Genomic DNA, 19,806 nt, shown 5'->3' with positions numbered 1-19,806 from the left:
ACAAAGACAATTTTAATAAAGAAGGTGAATTGACGCGAAAAAAGAGATAAAAACGGGTTACAGTGAAATACTGTGATAAAAATTTACCTAATAATATTGATTTGTATTCAATGGGCTCCCAAAAGTCTATATAAGCCATAAACTACAACGAACTATATTTCTTATATTTGATAATCTCTAATATAGATATATGTAAGGGTACATATATCCCTTTATTGCAAACCATATTTTAAGTCGAGTCATATCAGAAAATCTAAATGAACAACTTATTTAATTTAATTATCATAATGCTCCTTTTAACACTGAACGTTGCCTGTGTTGAAAAAAAATCTCAACCAAAGGAAATTAGTAATTCTGAAATTGTAACTCGATTTAAAACCAACACTTTAAAATTCACTTCTGGAATTCGGGCAATATTACAAGACAGTAAAGGAAATTATTGGTTTGGAAGTCAAAAAGAAGGCGTCAGTTATTATGATGGAAAAGCTTATCAATATTTTACCCAAACGGATGGCTTACCTGATAATCAAATCCGTTCTATACAAGAAGATCCTGATAGAAATATTTGGTTTAGAACGGCAAACGGAATAAGTATGTATAATGGAGTAACGTTTACAAACTTTTCAACTGAACCTAACACCCCAAAATTGGAATGGAAGGCAACTGCTGAGAATTTATGGTTTAGTGCTGGAGAAAAAGAAGGAATACATCTCTATGACGGAACAAATATGAATTATTTAAGTATCCCAAAGCCAAAGAATGAAAACACTAATAATTCATATGGAACAACAGGCATTTCTAAAGATAAAAATGGTAACGTATGGATAGCTACTTATTCCGCTCTATTCTATTTTGATGGTAGCTCAATAACTAATTTTGATAAAAGAAAATTGGCACTTAAAGACAATGAAAAGTTGCATATACGAAGTGTACTAGCAGATTCAAAAGGGCAGATTTGGATAGGAAATAATGGAATTGGTGTATTACTGTACAACGGGGAATCGACAATTAACTTTTCAGAAAAAAAAGGATTAATTCACACTAATAGTTCAGGAAATGGTGACCTTTCTCCAGCAGGAACACTTGAACATGTTTTTACTATTGCAGAAGATAGTCATGGTAATATTTGGTTTGGAGACCGAGACACCGGAGCTTGGAAATATGATGGAACATCAATGATAAACTACACTATTGATGACAAGCTTACAACCTCAATGATTTGGTGTATCTATAATGACAATGAGAACAATTTACTTTTTGGTATGGCAGATGGTGGCGTTTATAAGTTTAATGGAAAATCATTTACCAAAGAGTTTTGAAAAGAAATATGAACATACCATAAACACATAATTGGCTGAAACCGAAGTTACCTCTACTCCCCTACCTTTATATAATCTTCAGTTTGTCTTAGAATAGTCCCTACAGATTTTCTGTCTGTGTTTTATTTATAAATTTAGCTACATAAACCCAGTTACTTTTCTAATTCCGTGCCACGCAATATTTAGTTGACAAAAAATAAAAAACATCCTTTAAACCTTGTTATTTTTTTATAGTCTAAAATAAAACTATAAAATTATGAGTGCTTACAAATACCTTTATTTACTATCTGGTTTATTACTTTTTTCAATAGCCTGTAGCAAAGATGATAACAATACAATTCCTAAAGAAAATTCCATAACGGGCTATAAAATTGTAGATACAGGAGTTGAAGACTTTTACGATAATACTTCAGTTATTGCTGAACCCTTATCAAACCAAGCCTTTTATGGGCAAGATGCAACCTACTCAGGCAACCAACCAAATTACACTGATAATGGTGATGGTACAATTACCGATAATATAACCGGATTAATTTGGGAAAAAGATATGGGTGATAAAATCACTTTTGATGACGCCTTTACCAAAGCTGAAAATTCTACTTTAGGTGATTATTCCGATTGGAGAGTCCCAACGTTAAAAGAACTCTACTCTTTGATTAATTTCACAGGAAGGGTGCAAGGTGAAACCGCAATTGATCTATTTATCGATACCAATTATTTCAATCAACCTATTGGTGATGTAAGCATTGGAGAAAGAGAAATTGATGCCCAGACGTGGTCATCAACAGCATATGTAGGGCTAACAATGAATACAGACGAAACAGTATTTGGTGTAAACTTTATTGATGGTAGAATAAAAGGTTACCCAAAATTTAAACCTGCATCTGGGGCTGAGAATGAAATGTATTTTAGAATGGTTCGTGGCAATACAGCATATGGAGAAAATGATTTTATTGATAATGGAGACGGTACTATTAGCGATTTAGCTACTGGCCTAATGTGGCAAAAAGCAGATGATGGAATTTCTAGAGACTGGGAAGATGCCCTTGAATATTCTGAAAATTTAGAATTAGCTTCGTTCAATGATTGGAGGTTACCTAATGCCAAAGAATTACAAAGTATAGTTGATTATACAAGATCACCACAGACTACTAAATCTCCTGCCATAAACCCAATATTTGATACTACAGAAATCAACTACCCTGATGACAATTCTGGTGGACATTATCCTTTCTTTTGGACCAGTACAACACATTTAGATGGTGTAAATCCATACAGTGGTGCCGTTTATATTGCATTTGGTGAAGGCTTAGGAGAAATGAATGGTGTTCTTTTAGATGTTCACGGTGCAGGTTGTCAAAGAAGTGACCCAAAGAGTGGTGACATTAATGATTACCCTCAATACTTTGGTCCTCAGGGAGATATTAGATATGTTTATAATTATGTGAGATGCGTTAGAGCTATAAAACTTTAGCAAACGAGATAAAAACAAAGACAATTTTATTACGGAAGATGAATTGACGCGAAAAAAGAGATAAAACAAGTTTCAACAAGTAACATTGACATATTTTCTACTGGCTGCCTTAAGTCAATAAACCCTATAAACTACACGTACTTATATTTCTTATATTTGGTAATCTTTATGATCAAATATTCCCAACCTATGGCAGTCATTGAAGAAAATTTAGAAAAGGTTTTTCATTTTTTGGTAGAATCATTCGGTTTTGAAAAAATGCCTGAATATTCTTTTGTTAAAGAAGTTTACAATGATTATTGGAAAAGGAATCTATAAATTAAGTTCATTTATGACGGTACGCTCAGAATTAATGTTTCAAAGCTAAATAAATACGAGCAGAATATTCTTTTTTCTGAAAGCAATCATAAGCGTATAATATCCCTTCAAAATAAAATTAGTGTTAACGAACTGAAAACTCTATATAGCATTAAAAATAACTTTGAGCAACAAGCCGAGCTGATTGCAGATACTTTAAAACTGAATAGTACTATGCTGGATGGAAAATTGAGAAAGTTGAATCCATTATATAAATTGATATATAGAATTGGATTCAAGAACCCAAAAGACTCTTAATCATTATAATATTTAAAGCGAATAAAAAAAATGATTGCTAAGATTACCTATAAAATACTGTTACAATAAAAAGAAATCAAATAAGCTACTATTCCCGAATTAAAATCTATTAGAATAATAACACATGTCTAAAATACAAGTTAAATCAAACGACCGGCTTTTATCTCTCGATTTTTATAGGGGATTAACTATGTTTCTGCTTATTGCTGAGTTTTCTCACCTATTTTCTTTTTTCGTAATGCCACAATTTCAGGGAACTTTAATTCATGCTGTGGGAACTCAACTTCACCATGCCACCTGGGAAGGGTTACATTTCTGGGATTTAATCCAACCCTTTTTTATGTTTATTGTTGGAGTAGCAATGCCATTATCTTTTTCTAAAAGAATGGCAAAAGGAGATACATATAAACAATTAAGCAAACATGCCTTTAAAAGGGCATTTTTAATGTTGCTCTTGGGTTGGGGGCTATATTGTATTGATGCAGGAGAAATTGTTTTTAGGTTCCAAAATGTATTAGCACAACTAGGAGTTACCTATATTTTGGCTTTTTTAGTAATTCGCCAACCTGTAGTCATTCAAATTGGTTTCTCTATGCTATTAATTTTGATAAGTGAAGGCTTATTTAGATTTTTTCCTGTAGAAGGATTTAATAATGCATTTGTTGACGGAGAAAATTTTGCAGCTTGGTTTAATATTCTTATTTCAGGTGAAGAATATGGAGGTGGTTGGGCCATGTTTAATGCCATTCCAACTGCAGCACATACAATTTGGGGTGTTATGGCAGGCCAATTGCTTATAGGTAATTTTTCTGCCAAGAAAAAACTGCTGTTTTTATTTGGTGCGGGACTCATTGGATTAATTATAGGTTATGGTCTAAGTCCATTTACCCCAATTATAAAAAAAATATCAACCAGTACTTTCGTTTTTGCTAGTGGAGGATGGTCGTTGATTGCTCTCGCTTTATGTTATTGGCTAATAGATGTCAAGAAATATCAAAAAGGTGTGTTATTTTTTACCGTAGTAGGTATGAATCCTCTCTTTATTTATCTGTTTGCTCATATTGGGGGAGCCAAACTCATCAACAAAATAGTGCTACCATTTTCAAATGCCTTGTTTGGTTGGACAGGCGAATTAAACGCACAAATTATTTTAAGTTGTTTGGTGCTTTTTATGCTTTGGTATATTTGTTACTGGATGTACAAAAAAAGAATATTTATTAAGATTTAAATCATTTGTTTGAACCTAGATAAAATTAAATTAATATAAATAATACGTTTGGTAAAAAAGTACTTTGGTATAGATTTCCTAATAGGTACATCAATATATTTTCACTTGGCCACCTAAAGTGTTAATAAACTGCAAGTTAAACGTAACTATATTTCTTATATTTGGTAATATCTAGAATAGATATATGCTTTCAAACATTCCGGAAATTCTTGGACGTATGGAGCTTGTACTGATTAAAACTATATGAAACCCAAAACTAACTATACTAAAAGTGGTGATTTTAATATTGCTTATCAAGTGATAGGTGAAGGATCAATCGACATTTTATACATTCCTGGTTGGGTTTCAAATATTGATATGATGTGGGCTGAACCAAGGCTTGCTGCTTTTTTAACAAGGCTTTCTTTATTCTCTAGATTGATTATCTTCGATAAAAGAGGAACAGGACTTTCAGATCGTTCCGATGAATATTCCACTATGGAAGAACGAATGGATGATATCAATGCCGTTTTAGATGCTACGAATTCAAAAAAGGCATTTTTATTTAGCCATTCCGAAGGAGGCTCAGTTAGTCTTTTATTTTCTTTAAATTATCCTCAAAAAACCATAGGAGTTATTGGTTTTGGAATATTTGCCAAACGCAGATATTCCAAAGATTATCCTTGGGCTCCAACAGATGAAGAACGTGAAATTTCAAATAAAGCAATTGAAGACAATTGGGCACATGGAAATCTTGATGGACTAAAGTTATTAGTTCCATCATTAGCACATGATAGTGCTTTTTTGGATTGGCTGGCTAGTTATTTACGTTCCGGTGGAAGCCCAAAAGCTGCATTAATTTTACATAAGCAGTCTGTAAAAATTGATGTGACTGGAATTTTGGGTTCAATTAAAGTTCCAACACTTCTTCTATTTAGAAAAGAGGATTTAGATATACTTGTTGAAGAAGGCAGATATCTGGCAGAACACATTCCAAATTCCCAATTAGTTGAACTTAATGGTAAAGACCATCTTTTCTGGACAGGTGACACATATTTAATTTTAGCAGAAATAGAAGAATTTGTTACAGGTATACGTCCAAATAAATCAGAGTTTCAAAGTACAAAGCAAAAAAGTAGCAAAACAGGGATAGATCTAGGAATTGTAATGTCAGAAAATTTTTTATATAATTTAAAAGTTGAAGAATTCGCCAAATTATGTGGCCGAAGCTTATCAGCGTTTAAAAGAGATTTCAAAAATACATTTAACACGACACCTTTTAGATGGCTTAAGGCGAAGCGTCTAGAATACGCTAAAACACTTTTACTTGAAAGCGATTTAAACGTAAACCAAATATGTTATGAGAGTGGGTTTAAAAACAACTCTCATTTTATTCAATCATTTAAAGAAAAATTCAAGTTCACTCCTAATCAATACAAATCGAAATCTATATCGAAGATTCATTCATGAAATATTTGGACCTTAGAACACATTTGTTGGATTTTTAAGGATATCAAAATCAACTCTTTTAGCTGAATTTTGTATTATAACCAAAAATACAAATTATGAAAAAATCAATCATCTTTATATATGGAATAGTAGCCTATTGTATTTTTCTAGTTGCTTTTTTATATGCCATAGGCTTTGTTGGTAATTTTTTTGTTCCGAAAACAATAGATTCCGGTGTTGAGCCAACTTTGCTTAAAGCGATTCTAACCAATACAATTCTATTAAGTGTATTTGCAATACAACATAGTGTTATGGCAAGACCTAAATTTAAAAAATGGTTTACATCCATCTTTAGTCCCGCCATGGAACGGAGTACTTATATTTTACTCTCAAGTTTGGCATTGCTATTAATTTATTGGCAATGGCAACCTATCACAATACTAGTTTGGAAAATCGAAAATGATATTTTATCTATTATTTTAATGGGAATATTTTTTGCAGGATGGCTTATAGTTCTTCTATCAACATTTATGATTAATCATTTTGAACTTTTTGGTTTAGCTCAAATTTATAACAACCTTAAAAACAAAAAAACTCCAAATCCAAAATTTCAAACAAACTATTTATATAAATTGGTAAGACATCCAATTATGTTAGGATTTCTAATTGCCTTTTGGGCAACTCCGACAATGACTGTTGGGCATTTATTCTTTACACTAATAACAACCATCTATATTTTTATAGCGGTAAAATATTTAGAAGAAAAAGACCTAAGAAAGTATATTGGTGAAGCATATGAAACGTACCAAAATGAAGTTCCAATGATAATTCCCTTTACAAAAAAATAATTCAATAAATCTAACAGTATGAAAAAAAGTATATTTATTCGTCATAGCTATTGGAATCATAATGACCAGTTGTAAAAACATGACACATCGGAAATCGGGCATTCTGATGAATTAGAACACCAGATTCTAAAAGAATTGCGGCTTGAATTAACACAGAATCTTGATGATATAAACTCAAATATTGAGTCTTTAATAATTTCCAAAACTGCAAACGAAATTATTATTAACAACATGGAAAACAACACAAAATATCATGACTCTTTAGATTATCATTTCACAAATTTGTACCCATACCTTATATTTTCTCCAAACGAAACTACGTTCAACTACCTTAAATAATCGGCATTGTTTTTAATTTCTAATGATTCAATAAGAGCATCAGTTTCAAATCTATATGGAGTTCAATATGGTATATACAAATCTTATGAGGGCATCTATTTTACAGAGCACTATACCAATTATATTAAGCCAATGTTTATGGAAGAGTTTGAAACATTTGAATTCTATAGGTCTTTTAAGCCAAAAAACTATCAACAATTCATTACAAACAAAGCTTATAAAAGAGTAATAAGATATTCAATTGATGCCATTCAAACTTTTATTTTTATGCAATCGGGTCTTAAGGAAAACGTGGAGAAATTAATATCAGAAATTGACAAAGAATTAATCTAAATAATTGTAAAGGCAGAAGTCAAAAACAAATTTGACTATAAGAAGAAATCGTACTAAAAAACGTGAATAACGAAAATACACTATCATATAAGGTTCAAAACATTTAATTTAAATTTAAACTTTAAAATTCGTTTTTTCTAAATAACGTCTAACTATTCGTTGAGTATCGCTATTGTCTTCTTTGAGTTCTATTAATTGCTCATATTCTAATATGGAGGTGGTTTCCTCTTTCTCAGTAACAAAAGTAAACCCCTGGTACAATCCATTTTTAATAAGCACTACTGCTTCCTCCTCCTCTGTTCTACCTTTTTCTTTAATAATAAAAGTACTATTCAATTTTTCGATACTTGAAAGTGCTTTTTTAACCCTTAAATTATAAGACTCAACTTCTTCCAAATCCCTACAAACGCCTTTACAGGTTTTTATATGGTAATGAAAACATCCGCCTGTAATATTCTGTAAACTACAGTATTTTGGGCATAATTCATGTGCTTCACAGAATTCTTCTAAAAAAGTTCGACATTCCGTTTGATTGTACAGCTTTAAAATTGGGTTTGAAATTAGTTTTAATCTATTGTAAGTTATATGTATAATGCCGCTTAAATCTTGGTAGGTGGTTAAACCAAAACTGGCATAATTTTTCTTTTGTGCTCTATTATATTTTGGATATAACCTTTTAATTTCATGAGATTCTAATAGCAAGGCTACTAATTCATTACCTGTAAGTTCAAACGTAATATTAGCCGTTTCTGTGCATAATTTCAATTCTTTATTGGCCTTGCTATATAAATGGCTTAACACACGTTGTTTAATATCTATTGCTTTACCTACATAGATTACGTTGTTGTTGTCATCTTTAAAATAATAAACTCCTGGTTTGTTTGGTAAGTTATCAATGACTGTTTTTGACAACAATGGCGGTAATGTTGCTTGTCTTGATCTATTATTTAAAAAGGAATCAAACACAAGACCAGAATCTAAAGCTAGTAACTTTTCTAATAAAATAACCGTAGCTTGAGCATCTCCACGGGCTCTATGTCGGTTTTTTATATGAATACCTAAACTTGTACACAAAGCACCTAGGCTATAGGAACGTTGTCCTGGTATTAATTTTCTCGCCAAACGGATGGTGCATAATTTCTTTCTTTTAAATTCTGCTCCAAGCTCTTGAAGTTCGTGCTTTATAACATTAAAGTCAAAATTGACATTGTGTGCTACAAATATGCAATCTTCGGTATACTCAATTACATCTTTTGCTATTTCATGGAATTTGGGAGCCTTACGAACCATTTCGTTTGTAATACCTGTCAGTCCAGATATTTTGTAACTTATTGAAGACTCGGGGTTAACCAATGTGGTAAATTCTTTAATAATCTGCTCACCATCATGAACAAAAATGGAAATCTCAGTAATTTTGTTACCCTTTGCTCCTAGCCCTGTAGTTTCTATATCGACAATTGCATATTTCAAATTATTACTCCCTTTTTGATTTTTAAAGTTCCATTTTTAAAGGATAAATAAACAGTTTTCTAAAGTGTTCTTATGTTTCGAATCCCTTCATAAACCACTATACTAACAGAATTGGCTAGGTTTAAACTCCGAATATGAGGGCTAAATAAGGGAATAGTAAATACTGAATTGGGATTTTCTGCCACTATATTTTTAGGCAAACCAACGGATTCTTTTCCAAAAACCAGAAACATGTCGTCTTTGTAGTCTATAGCACAGTAATCTTGAGTACCATGACTCGAAAGGAAGGCAAAATGCTTACCTTTATGTATTGAGAAAAACTCATCAATACTTTCATAAATAAAGAGCGAAATATGCTTCCAATAGTCCAGCCCTGCTCTTTTCACTCTCTTATCATTTAATTCGAAGCCAAATGGTTTTACGAGATGCAACGTTGATCCTGATGCCAAACTTAATCGACCAATATTTCCTGTATTCATAGGTATCTCTGGTTCAATTAATACAATATTAAATCCCATTCTTTAAATTTTATGCTTAACAATACGTGAATATGTGTCAAATGACAAACATATCTTTTATAGACTTTAACAAATATAGGAAATATTGTTACCTCTAATTTATCTTTAGTGTATTACCAATTTTCTTTTTCATATAAATCTAAAAATCATCCCACAGACAGCAAAAAAATGTAGGTAAGAATATATAGAAAAGTCAAATAAATATAAAATTATTACCAGATAAAATAACACAATAACAATTTTTAGAAACCTTAAGTTTTCACATTTTAATCTGTTGTAAAATAGGATCATTAAAATAAATCTGTTTTACTTTTATTATGAACGTACGTTCATTATATTTGTACTTTCATTTATAAGAAATATGGCAAGACCTGAAAAAAACAGAAAAATTTTACAACCTCCAATTATGAAAGGTTTTAAGCCTTATGGAATTCCTCGTTGCAAACTTAAAACAGTGCAACTTACACTTGAAGAGTACGAAAGTATACGCTTGGTTAATTATAAAATGCTTCAACAAAAGGAAGCTGCCGTATTGATGGAAATTTCTAGACCTACACTTACTCGAATTTATAACAAGGCATTAAAAACCATTACTAAAGCATTTGTTGAGGGAAAAGCAATTGAAATTGAAGGTGGAAATTATGAACTAGACAAAGAATGGTATCGATGTAAAAACTGCAACAACTTAGTTGAAGGCGAAAAAGATAAGGTCATGTGTACATCAAAGGATAAATTTTGTAGTAGAGAACATAAAATTTAAATACTTAATAAAAGAATGAATAGTATGAAAAAAGTAGCCATACCCATAGGTAAAAACAATCAAATTGAAGATCATTTCGGACATTGTAAGTTTTATAATATTTATACCCTTTCTGAAGATAACCGTATAACTAATGTGGAAGAATTAGCTTCTAAAAAAGGCTGTGGTTGCAATTCTAATATAGGAAGTGTATTAGCAAAAAAAGGCGTTCAAGTAATGATTGCTGGGGGTATAGGAACGGGAGCCTTTACTGTTTTAAATAGTTTAGGCATTAATGTAATTAGAGGTTGTTCTGGTAATGTAGATACACTAATGAAGGAGTATACCAGTAACTTACTAACTGATGGTGGAGAAACATGTGGACATACTCACCATAAAAAACACCAATGCAATCACTCATAAAAGGAATTTTTGATACATTAAATTTTGCTTCTTGCACGTCTTAAAATATATAATTTATGCCAAATTTAGATCAAAAAGGTCCGGGTGGTTTAGGCCCAAAAACAGGTAAAAAACTTGGGAGATGTAAAAAAAATTACCTGGAAACAAAAAGTATTGAAGAAAATTATTTTTTTAATAAGAAAGGGTTAAGTAATTCAACCCCAACAGAAAATCGACAAAATAGCATTAAAAAAAACGAATAGTTTTTTTATTTTAATGTTGGTATTTATTGTCTAAATTTAAAAGGTGAAAATTAAACGAATAATGGTCAGAAAGACATCTATTATAAAAGGAGAAAGAGTTCAACTGCCAACCAAATATGGCCACTTTGAACTTATTCCATTTCAAGAAAAAATAAGTGGTCTAGAGCACATAGTGCTGATTAAAGGAAATATCTCAACGAAGGATAATGTACTAACGCGAATTCATTCTTCTTGTGCTACTGGAGATATATTTGGATCCTTAAAATGTGATTGTGGAGAACAACTCATCGCATCCATGAAATTAATTGAAAAGGAAGGACAGGGAATCATCGTCTATTTACAACAAGAAGGAAGGGGAATTGGTCTTATGAACAAGATTAAGGCTTATAAATTGCAAGAACAAGGTATGGATACTTTAGAAGCAAATGTACACCTGGGTTTTGCTCCAGACGAGCGAGAATATGAAGTAGGTGCCGATATTCTTAATGCCCTTGGAGTACATAAAATTAAACTCTTGACTAATAATCCTGATAAAATTAATAAATTAGAACAAAGTGGAATTAAGATTGTTGAACGTATTCCTATCATAATAAATTCAAATGAATTCAATAAAGATTATTTAAGCACTAAGGAAACCCAAATGGGCCATCAACTTAGTGAAAACGATACATAAATACAATAACAAAAACATCTAGCTGAATCAACTTCTAGTTATGCAGAAATTGGTCACTTAGATTTAATAATTTAGTCTTGTTACATCAATGGTTTTGTTTAACAATAACCACTGAATATCTTTTTTTATTGAAAAGAAATAAGACTTTAATTTTTCTTAATTTAGACGCCTCAGAATAGTACTTTATTCTGATGAATGTTTTTAACAAAAACACCTATGACGAATAATATACTTATTGAAGATCAATATAAAAGAACAAGTTTATTTGAAAAAGAAAATGTGAATTATTTAGTTCGCGTTTTAAAAAGATTTAATACAGTTCCTAAGCTAAACAACATAAATATAATTACCTCTAATAGTCAACCCGATGTATTCAAAATTGTACCGAACAAAGCTATTATAATTGGTTCGTTATATTTAAGCAAACCAGTTTTGGCCTTAGTTTATTTGAGATATGGTATAGAATGGCAACTGTGGTATAAAGCGTTAGGTAGTGATAAAAGTGATACGGTATTATGTGATATAGCAGCACTTAAAGTGACACGTATATTTTATAAATTATTACCAGAAGATGATAAAGAAAAATTAAAATCTCTTAGTTATTTTTTATTGGATTTGATTAAAAAGGATGAGGCTATACATACAGAATCTTTATTAGAATATGAAAAATTACAAGACTTTCATGGATTAAAAAAATCAACCAAAGTATTTAAAGAATCATGGAAACCAATTATTGAAAATTTAGCAAAACCAACTGAATATTTATTAATGGACGGTGGTGATCTTCGTTTAAATATTGACGAAATTAATTTACTAAATAAATATGGTTGTAGACCATTTCCGAGACCTGATGCTTTTACTTTTGCATCATCAACGGCAACAAGTGTTTCTAATTTTGCTTTTGATAAAACAGATAAGGTCAGAAGTATTTTAATAAGTAATAGCTTGAAAAATGGCTTTAAAAATGCGACCGTTAATTTTTCTGAACTCTTAAAGAGTAATCTAAGAAAAATCTTTAGATTAAAAGATGAATGTCAAATAATATTCTCTCCTTCAGGCACAGACTCTTCACTCCAAATAGCTGCTATTACGCAAATTATTTCAGACAAAGATATTACACATGTTTTGGTCGCTTCTGATGAAACAGGCAGTGGTGTACCTACAGCATTAAAGGGGTGTCATTTTGAAAATACAACCGCATTAAATCATCCTGTTAAAAAAGGCGATAAAATTAAAGGATTTAGAGATATTGATTTAATTCAAATCCCTTTTAGAGATGAGAATGGTGCCTTAAAATCTTCCAGCCAATTAGATACCGAAGTGTTTAATGCCATTTCTAAAACGAATGCATTAGGCAGACATGTTGTTTTACATACTATGGATCAATCAAAATTAGGCTATCAATCTCCTAGTGAAAAAATGATGAAAGATTTGAATTCACTTGAAAACTTATCGATGCAAGTTCTTGTGGATGCAGCCCAACTTAGATTAGACCCATCAGACATACAGCAGTATTTAAATAAAGGATATATTGTCTCTATAACTGGAAGTAAATACTTTACAGGTCCTCCCTATTCTGGTGCATTAATTCTACCCGAGTGTGTTAGTAAATTAATCCATTCTATAGAAAATAAATTACCAGAAGGCTTAACCAAATACTACAATCATTCTGATTGGCCAACATCGTGGTTTTGTTCCAAAGATTTATCAGAAGGGTTTAATTATGGTTCGTACATGCGTTGGAATGCGGCTATAGTTGAAATGGAAAGGTATTTCAAAACGCCTATTCTATATAGAAATATGGGCATTGAGATGTTTTGTAATTTCGTTGAAGATTCTATTAATGATGCAGAATTTTTACAACCTCTTTATGGTGATGAAACTAAAACAAACAGTTATAATAGTAAAGAATTTGGAATAAGAAATATTCGAACCATTTTTCCTTTTTTCATTCTTAAAAATGATACAGCTCTATCTGTTGATCATGTAAAAAAGCTCTATATTTTATTAAATTCTGATTTATCGGATCAATTTAAAGATTCTTCCTTGGAAATAATTAGACTTGCTGCCCAAAAATGTCATATCGGACAGGCGGTAAATGTGAAATATGGAAATGATTTTCAGAGTGCCATTTTAAGAATTAGTTTAGGGGCAAGGGTTATTTCTGAAAGTTGGGTGAATAGAGATATCAGTATCTATTTTAGAAATATAGAATTACAAATGAATCAAATAACTGTAATTATTAAAAAAATAGAATTGATTCTTAGTAGTCCCGAATTATTAGATTAAATAATGAAAACAATTAGGAATTAGCGTTACGTTTAATTTAAACTACAACATTTTTTTTATCATTTTCAAACCTAAAAATATAGTATTAAGACATTTACTTGTCATTGATAACGGTAAATTGTATGGAATGATTTTTCTTTAATTATAATACAAAAATGGAATACCTAAATGATAGTCTTCCATATTCTTTTTAAAATACTTCACCTCTCCTATCCATAATTACTTGAATTTATTTGTTAATACTACATGTATTTGACAAAAACCTGAATCTTTTAAGGAACCTGATTATTTTTTTTACCTATATGTTAATTTATTAGTTAAGAATGACTTCAGTCATTTTTAATTATAAATTTCGCAATACCTTTGTTATCATAATTGAAAAGGTATGAATATTGGCTTAGTATTATCTGGTGGAGGAGCAAGAGGAGCTGCACATATTGGTGTAATAAAAGCGTTGTCTGAACACAAAATTCACCCTTCTCACATTTCAGGTACAAGTGCTGGGGCTATCGTTGGTGCTTTATATGCGGCTGGTGTTGACTGGTCAGAAATGTTGAATTTCTTTAAAACCATTACTCTTTTTAATAGACATAAGTATGCCTATAGAAAACCGGGGTTTATCGATACCGATAAATTCTATAATTCTTTTAAAGTATATTTCAAGGAAGATAATTTTGCTGCGTTGCAAAAACCACTTTATATAACTGCTACCGATATCGTAAAAGGTACTTTAAAGATTTTTAATTCAGGAGAGTTGATTAGAGTCGTTTTAGCCTCTGCTTCTTTTCCTGGTGTTTTCACTCCTATGGAAATTGAAGGTTCTTATTATGTAGATGGTGGTACACTAAATAATTTTCCTGTAGAACCTTTAAAAAATGATTGTGATAAAATAATTGGGGTGTTTGTAAATCCATTAAAAAAAATTGAAATTGAAAATTTAAAACATTCCTATAATGTTGTGGAAAGAGCCTATAAAATAAAATCTGTTGCAGAGTCCGCCGCTAAATTTTCAGATTGCGATTTAATTGTAAAACCAGAGGTATTGAGCGATTACAGCACCTTTAGTATGAATAATGTCCAAGCTATTTTTGAAATTGGCTATGCCTCTACAATAGCGTTATTAAAAGAGAATAAATTGTTTATTGAAAATTAAGGTAATCACTACGTAATAAAATAGTATAGAATAAAAGACACATATTTTAAAGCTTATCATGGAATGATTTTAATCATTTACGTTGATAAAAGTATCAATATTTTGAAGGAAATAATATGGAAAATAGTATTTCAAAATTTTTTGGTGAAGAATCATGGCTTACCTATCTGGTAATAATAGTAGCTAGTATCCTTTTAGGTTTAGCACTAAGGTGGTTAATTTTCACATTTTTAAAACTTGGTAACCAACGTAAACCAACCATTTTAAAACAACAACTTCTAAAACATTTAAAAACACCTGCAAAGTTTCTATTGCCAATTTTATTTATATATGGTTTCCTTTTATATTTAAAACTAATTCCGCTGTGGCACAAGGTTGTTGAAGCTCTAATTATAATCAATTTTTCATGGATAGTAATTGCTTCATTAAATGCAGTTGAAGAAATTGTAAAACAAAAGTTTAGCATTGACACCAACCATAAAACGAAAGACCGAAAAGTATTAACACAACTCCGCTTTATAAAAAGTATTTCCATTATAATAATTATTACACTGGCCTGTGCTGCCATTTTGTGGAATTTCCCTGCTGCCAAAAAATTAGGCACCACCATATTAACATCTGCTGGTGTTATTGGTATTATTGTAGGTGTAGCCGCACAAAAATCAATCGCAAACTTAATTACCGGGTTTCAAATTGCTTTTACCCAACCGATTAAAATTGATGATGAAGTTGTTATTGAAGGAGAGTTTGGTGAAGTAGAAGACATTACACTTACCTATGTGGTTATAAAAATATGGGACAAACGCAGATTGGTATTACCTTTAAGTTACTTTAATGATAAACCGTTTGTTAACTGGACCTTTAACTCAGCTGACGTTATCGGAACCGTTTTCCTATATGTTGATTATACGTTTCCAGTAAAAGAATTAAGAGCAAAATTATTGGATATTTTAAAAAGTAATCCTTTATGGGACAAAAAAGAGGCCAACTTGTTAGTAACAAATTCTGATGTTCAATCAATGGAATTGAGAGCAGCATTCAGTGCCAAAAACGCTTCTGACACTTGGGATTTACGATGTCAGATTAGAGAAGAATTAATTGATTTTATTAAAAAATCGTATCCAAATTTTTTACCACAATTACGAAAAATGGAAATGAAAAAAAATTAATAGATTTTCTTAAGAAACTATTTATAAATTTGTTAATCCTTTACATTGGATTAAATCGAAACTATTAAATATGGTTATAGATGAATTAGAAAACAATGTCATTTTACAAAGCGTTTTTAACGCTTCTTTTGAAGGTATTTTAGTGATAGATGCTGACGGAATGATTCATAAAGCAAATCAGGCTATTGAAACTATGTTTGGTTATGCCACGAATAAACTACAAGAGAAGAATATTGAAGCCCTAATACCAGAGACACTTAAGCTTAAAAATGAATATAGCTATACAACGAATACCTTAGAGCTCAAAAAAAAATGCTTCGGAAAAGATTTTGATGTGTTTGGTGTAAAGTATGATGGTACAAAATTTCCCATCGAAATAAATATAAATTCAGTAAACATCGATGGTAAACAAATGTTGATTCTTTTTATTATCGATATTTCTAAGAATATTCTAGAAAAGTATAAAATAACGAAACAAAAATTAGTAACAAAAGAAGCTCAAAATAAAGCCATTTTAGATACTTTACCTGATTTAATGATTCTTTATGATAGTGACGGGAATCACCTTGAAATACATGCCCCAAAAAAAAATCAACTTGTTGCTCCTTACGATGAACATATCGGCAAAAACATTGATACTTTACTTCCTAAAAAAGTTTGTCATAAAATAAGAAAAGCTTTTTCTAATTGTAAAAAAACTAAAGAGACACAATTTGTTGAATATTCTCTTATTATAAATGGTGAATTGAAACATTTAGAATCAAGGGTAGTTCAAACGGATGATGGTGATTATTTGTCTATTATTCGAGATATTACAAAAAGTAAAAATGCCGAAAAAATTATTAAAGAAAGTGAAGAACGAAAAAGGTTAGCCTTAGAAGTGGGCGAGTTTGGATCATGGGATTGGAATTTGATTACCAATAGAATAGTTAGAGATACTTACCAAAGTTATTTATTGGGTTTAAAAGAACATGAAAAAGTTATTACTTTCGAATCCTTTTTAGAGAAGATATATCCTGAAGACAGAGAAAATGTAAAATTAGTAGTGACAGATGCTATAAAGAATAAGAAAAATTACACCATAGAATATCGCATAGTACACCCCGATAAATCAGTGCATTGGTTACATGAAAAAGGAAGTCTATTTACAACCATAGATGGTATTCCTGAACGTGTAATTGGTGTTACTAATGATATTTCAGAACGAAAAAAAGCTGAACAAAAATTAATAGAAAGTGAAAAGGAACTGCGTAATCTGACTGTACAATTAGAAGAAAAAGTAGCAGAGCGTACCAAAGAACTTACCTCTACAGTTCAAAAATTAGTAGAGTCTAATTTAAGCCTAGGAGATCAAATACAGATAACCCAATCTGCCGAAAGCAAGACCTTATCGAGTAGAATTCTACTTTCTAACATTGCACAAAATTTTCCTAAGGGATTTGTTGTCGTAGTAGATTCTAATTTAAAAATTGTATTTATTGAAGGGGAAGAATTAGATGATTTAGGGTTTAGAGAAATCGTGAAAATAGGAGATACTATTGGAAATGTTCAAATAGTACCGCAAGAGGTAAGTACAAAAGTTAAAAATCATATTGTAAAAACCTTAAAAGGAGAACATTGTTCTTTTGAAGTTGTATTTCAAGATAGATCGTATATGGTCAATACCACACCACTTATTAATATTGATAAAAAAATAGAAGAAGTATTGTTAGTGTATAATAATATATCTTATCAAAAAGAAATTGAGATTGAGATATTAAATACATTAAAAAAAGAGAAGGAATTGAGTGAATTAAAATCACGATTTATTTCAATGGCCTCTCATGAATTCAGAACGCCTTTAAGTGCTATATTATCTTCTGCCATATTAATTGAAAAATTAAATGCTCCTGGCTATGAGGACAGAAGATTAAACTATGTATCTAAAATTAGGGCAAGTGTTAAAAATTTAGTTGTAATTCTTAATGATTTTCTATCCTTAAGTAAATTGCAAGAAGGTAAAGTAGTTGCTGAGCCTGTAAGCTTTGATTTTATAGAATTTTCAACTTCTTTAATTGAAGAAATTGAAGGTATTAAAAAGAATGGGCAAACCATTATCTTAAAGCATCAAAAACCAAGTATTGAAGTGTTTTTAGATCAAAAATTTTTGAAACATATTGTTTTTAATTTGTTATCTAATGCTATTAAATATTCTCAAGAACACAAGGAGATTATTTTTAATATAGCAACCGAAAAGCAACGTTTATTATTTGAAATTACAGATCAAGGGGTTGGGATCCCTGAAGAGGATCAAACGAATTTATTCAAACGTTTTTTTCGTGCCAAGAACACTACACATATTGAAGGAACTGGATTAGGACTGAATATCGTAAAGTCATATATAGAATTAATGGGAGGTACTATTAGCTTAAAAAGTGATTTAAATATTGGGACCACTTTTTATGTGGAGCTACCATTAAAAAATGAAAAAAAATGAAAAAAATACTCTTAATAGAAGACAATCAAAATGTTCGTGAAAATATAGCCGACATATTAGAACTGGAAAATTATATAGTTAGCACTGCCGAAAACGGAAAAATTGGGGTTGTAAAGGCGAATCAATTTATGCCAGATATCATTTTATGTGATATTATGATGCCAGAATTGGATGGATATGGAGTTTTTGAAAGTTTGAGTAAAAACGCGAAAACGGCAGGTATTCCATTTATATTTTTAACAGCAAAAGCCGAAAAAGCGGATATGCGAAAAGGTATGAATTTAGGAGCTGATGACTATTTAACAAAGCCTTTTGAAGAAGATGAGCTGTTAGGTGCTATAAAAAGTCGTTTAAAAAAGAATGCCTTTTTGAAAAGAAAATTTTCTAACAATATTGAGGGTGTAAACGAGTTTCTAAAAGAAGCATCAAAATATTTAGATTTACAAGATCTTTCTAAAGACAGAAGCCTTAAACTTTATAAAAATAAAGAAGTAATTTTTACTGAAGGAGATGCGGCACATCGAATGTTTTTTATTCATAGTGGTACTGTAAAAACCTATAGATCTACAGAAACAGGGAAAGAATTTGTAACAGGTTTATATAGAGATGGAGATTTTATTGGTCAACTATCTCTTTTAGGTGACAATAGAACCTATATAGAATCGGCGACTGTTTTAGAAGATGCTGAAATTTGTGAAATACCCAAAACAGATTTTACAAAACTATTATATGATAATAAAGACGTTTCTAATAAGTTTATTAGTATGATCTCTAATAATATGATTCATTTACAAGAGCAACTAGTAGATATGGCTTTTGCTACTGTACGTCAAAAAGCAGCGAAAACATTACTTGAACTTGATGCAAAAGGAATGATTAAAGATCAAGAACATAAAGGTATCAGTATACCTAGAGAAGATTTTGCAGGACTCATAGGAACAGCTACAGAAACAGCCATTAGAATGTTAACCGAATTCAAAAACGAAGGATTAATTGGGGTAGAGTCTGGTAGAAGACTCGTAATCTTAAATAAAGAAACTCTAAAAGAAGTAGCGGAATTTGGATAATAC

19 protein-coding genes are annotated in these 19,806 nt (G+C 30.8%); 16 read left to right on the top strand and 3 right to left on the bottom strand.

The features are described 5' to 3' along the window. Positions 1–257 precede the first annotated feature (257 nt). The 6 genes from FF125_RS09200 (at position 258) to mddA (ending at position 6,912) form a co-directional block, all read left to right on the top strand. Positions 258–1,319, top strand: a complete 1,062-nt coding sequence (locus tag FF125_RS09200; protein ID WP_138949493.1) for a ligand-binding sensor domain-containing protein — start codon at positions 258–260, stop codon at positions 1,317–1,319. Positions 1,320–1,575: 256 nt separating this feature from the next. Next, positions 1,576–2,793: an Lcl C-terminal domain-containing protein gene (locus tag FF125_RS09195; protein WP_138949492.1), complete on the top strand. Its 1,218-nt coding sequence runs from the start codon at positions 1,576–1,578 to the stop codon at positions 2,791–2,793. 189 nt (positions 2,794–2,982) lie between these two features. After that, positions 2,983–3,111: a hypothetical protein gene (locus FF125_RS22220; RefSeq protein ID WP_262710562.1), complete on the top strand. Its 129-nt coding sequence runs from the start codon at positions 2,983–2,985 to the stop codon at positions 3,109–3,111. A gap of 421 nt (positions 3,112–3,532) precedes the next feature. Continuing rightward, positions 3,533–4,636 carry an acyltransferase family protein gene (locus FF125_RS09190; protein ID WP_138949491.1) on the top strand — a complete coding sequence of 368 codons (1,104 nt, stop codon included), beginning with the start codon at positions 3,533–3,535 and terminating at the stop codon, positions 4,634–4,636. A 243-nt stretch (positions 4,637–4,879) separates the two neighbouring features. Further along, positions 4,880–6,085 carry an alpha/beta fold hydrolase gene (locus FF125_RS09185; RefSeq protein WP_138949490.1) on the top strand — a complete coding sequence of 402 codons (1,206 nt, stop codon included), beginning with the start codon at positions 4,880–4,882 and terminating at the stop codon, positions 6,083–6,085. A 95-nt stretch (positions 6,086–6,180) separates the two neighbouring features. Next, positions 6,181–6,912, top strand: coding sequence for a methanethiol S-methyltransferase (mddA, locus tag FF125_RS09180; protein WP_138949489.1), 732 nt, complete (start codon positions 6,181–6,183; stop codon positions 6,910–6,912). Positions 6,913–6,946: 34 nt separating this feature from the next. Here the strand turns inward: mddA and FF125_RS21890 are convergent, their stop codons facing one another. Next, positions 6,947–7,090, bottom strand: coding sequence for a hypothetical protein (locus FF125_RS21890; protein WP_175418898.1), 144 nt, complete (start codon positions 7,088–7,090; stop codon positions 6,947–6,949). A 167-nt stretch (positions 7,091–7,257) separates the two neighbouring features. Between FF125_RS21890 and FF125_RS09175 the strand changes: the two genes are divergently transcribed. Further along, complete coding sequence (locus FF125_RS09175) at positions 7,258–7,584, top strand: hypothetical protein (protein WP_138949488.1); 327 nt, start codon at positions 7,258–7,260, stop codon at positions 7,582–7,584. A gap of 114 nt (positions 7,585–7,698) precedes the next feature. Here FF125_RS09175 and FF125_RS09170 read toward each other — a convergent pair whose 3' ends face one another. Both FF125_RS09170 and FF125_RS09165 read right to left on the bottom strand, forming a co-directional pair. Next, on the bottom strand, positions 7,699–9,054 hold the full coding sequence (locus FF125_RS09170) for an exonuclease domain-containing protein (RefSeq protein ID WP_138949487.1): 1,356 nt from the start codon (positions 9,052–9,054) through the stop codon (positions 7,699–7,701). A gap of 59 nt (positions 9,055–9,113) precedes the next feature. Further along, positions 9,114–9,572 carry a tRNA (cytidine(34)-2'-O)-methyltransferase gene (locus tag FF125_RS09165; RefSeq protein ID WP_117880441.1) on the bottom strand — a complete coding sequence of 153 codons (459 nt, stop codon included), beginning with the start codon at positions 9,570–9,572 and terminating at the stop codon, positions 9,114–9,116. 361 nt (positions 9,573–9,933) lie between these two features. On the opposite strand from FF125_RS09165, the gene FF125_RS09160 reads away from it, so the two are divergent. The 9 genes from FF125_RS09160 (at position 9,934) to FF125_RS09120 (ending at position 19,803) form a co-directional block, all read left to right on the top strand. After that, complete coding sequence (locus FF125_RS09160) at positions 9,934–10,332, top strand: DUF134 domain-containing protein (protein ID WP_138949486.1); 399 nt, start codon at positions 9,934–9,936, stop codon at positions 10,330–10,332. A 24-nt stretch (positions 10,333–10,356) separates the two neighbouring features. After that, positions 10,357–10,734, top strand: a complete 378-nt coding sequence (locus FF125_RS09155; protein WP_138952484.1) for a NifB/NifX family molybdenum-iron cluster-binding protein — start codon at positions 10,357–10,359, stop codon at positions 10,732–10,734. Positions 10,735–10,790: 56 nt separating this feature from the next. Next, the gene (locus tag FF125_RS09150; protein WP_138949485.1) at positions 10,791–10,976 is read left to right on the top strand and encodes a DUF5320 domain-containing protein; all 186 of its coding nucleotides are present in this window, start codon (positions 10,791–10,793) and stop codon (positions 10,974–10,976) included. A 61-nt stretch (positions 10,977–11,037) separates the two neighbouring features. Further along, positions 11,038–11,649 (top strand): GTP cyclohydrolase II, encoded by a 612-nt coding sequence (gene ribA / locus FF125_RS09145; RefSeq protein WP_138949484.1) that lies wholly within the window; start codon positions 11,038–11,040, stop codon positions 11,647–11,649. 216 nt (positions 11,650–11,865) lie between these two features. Next, entirely contained in the window at positions 11,866–13,938 is a 2,073-nt protein-coding gene (locus tag FF125_RS09140) for a hypothetical protein (protein WP_138949483.1), read from the top strand. Positions 13,939–14,323: 385 nt separating this feature from the next. Then, entirely contained in the window at positions 14,324–15,091 is a 768-nt protein-coding gene (locus FF125_RS09135) for a patatin-like phospholipase family protein (protein ID WP_138949482.1), read from the top strand. Between the two features lie 116 nt (positions 15,092–15,207). Beyond that, positions 15,208–16,260 carry a mechanosensitive ion channel family protein gene (locus FF125_RS09130; protein ID WP_138949481.1) on the top strand — a complete coding sequence of 351 codons (1,053 nt, stop codon included), beginning with the start codon at positions 15,208–15,210 and terminating at the stop codon, positions 16,258–16,260. 70 nt (positions 16,261–16,330) lie between these two features. Next, complete coding sequence (locus tag FF125_RS09125) at positions 16,331–18,736, top strand: PAS domain-containing sensor histidine kinase (RefSeq protein ID WP_138949480.1); 2,406 nt, start codon at positions 16,331–16,333, stop codon at positions 18,734–18,736. Beyond that, positions 18,733–19,803 (top strand): response regulator, encoded by a 1,071-nt coding sequence (locus FF125_RS09120; RefSeq protein WP_138949479.1) that lies wholly within the window; start codon positions 18,733–18,735, stop codon positions 19,801–19,803. The genes FF125_RS09125 and FF125_RS09120 overlap by 4 nt, the downstream gene beginning before the upstream one ends. Positions 19,804–19,806: the final 3 nt, after the last annotated feature.

The sequence above is a fragment of the Aureibaculum algae genome (assembly GCF_006065315.1).
GTDB classification, from domain to species: Bacteria; Bacteroidota; Bacteroidia; order Flavobacteriales; family Flavobacteriaceae; genus Aureibaculum; species Aureibaculum algae.
This window is presented reverse-complemented; position numbering and strand designations above follow the sequence as displayed.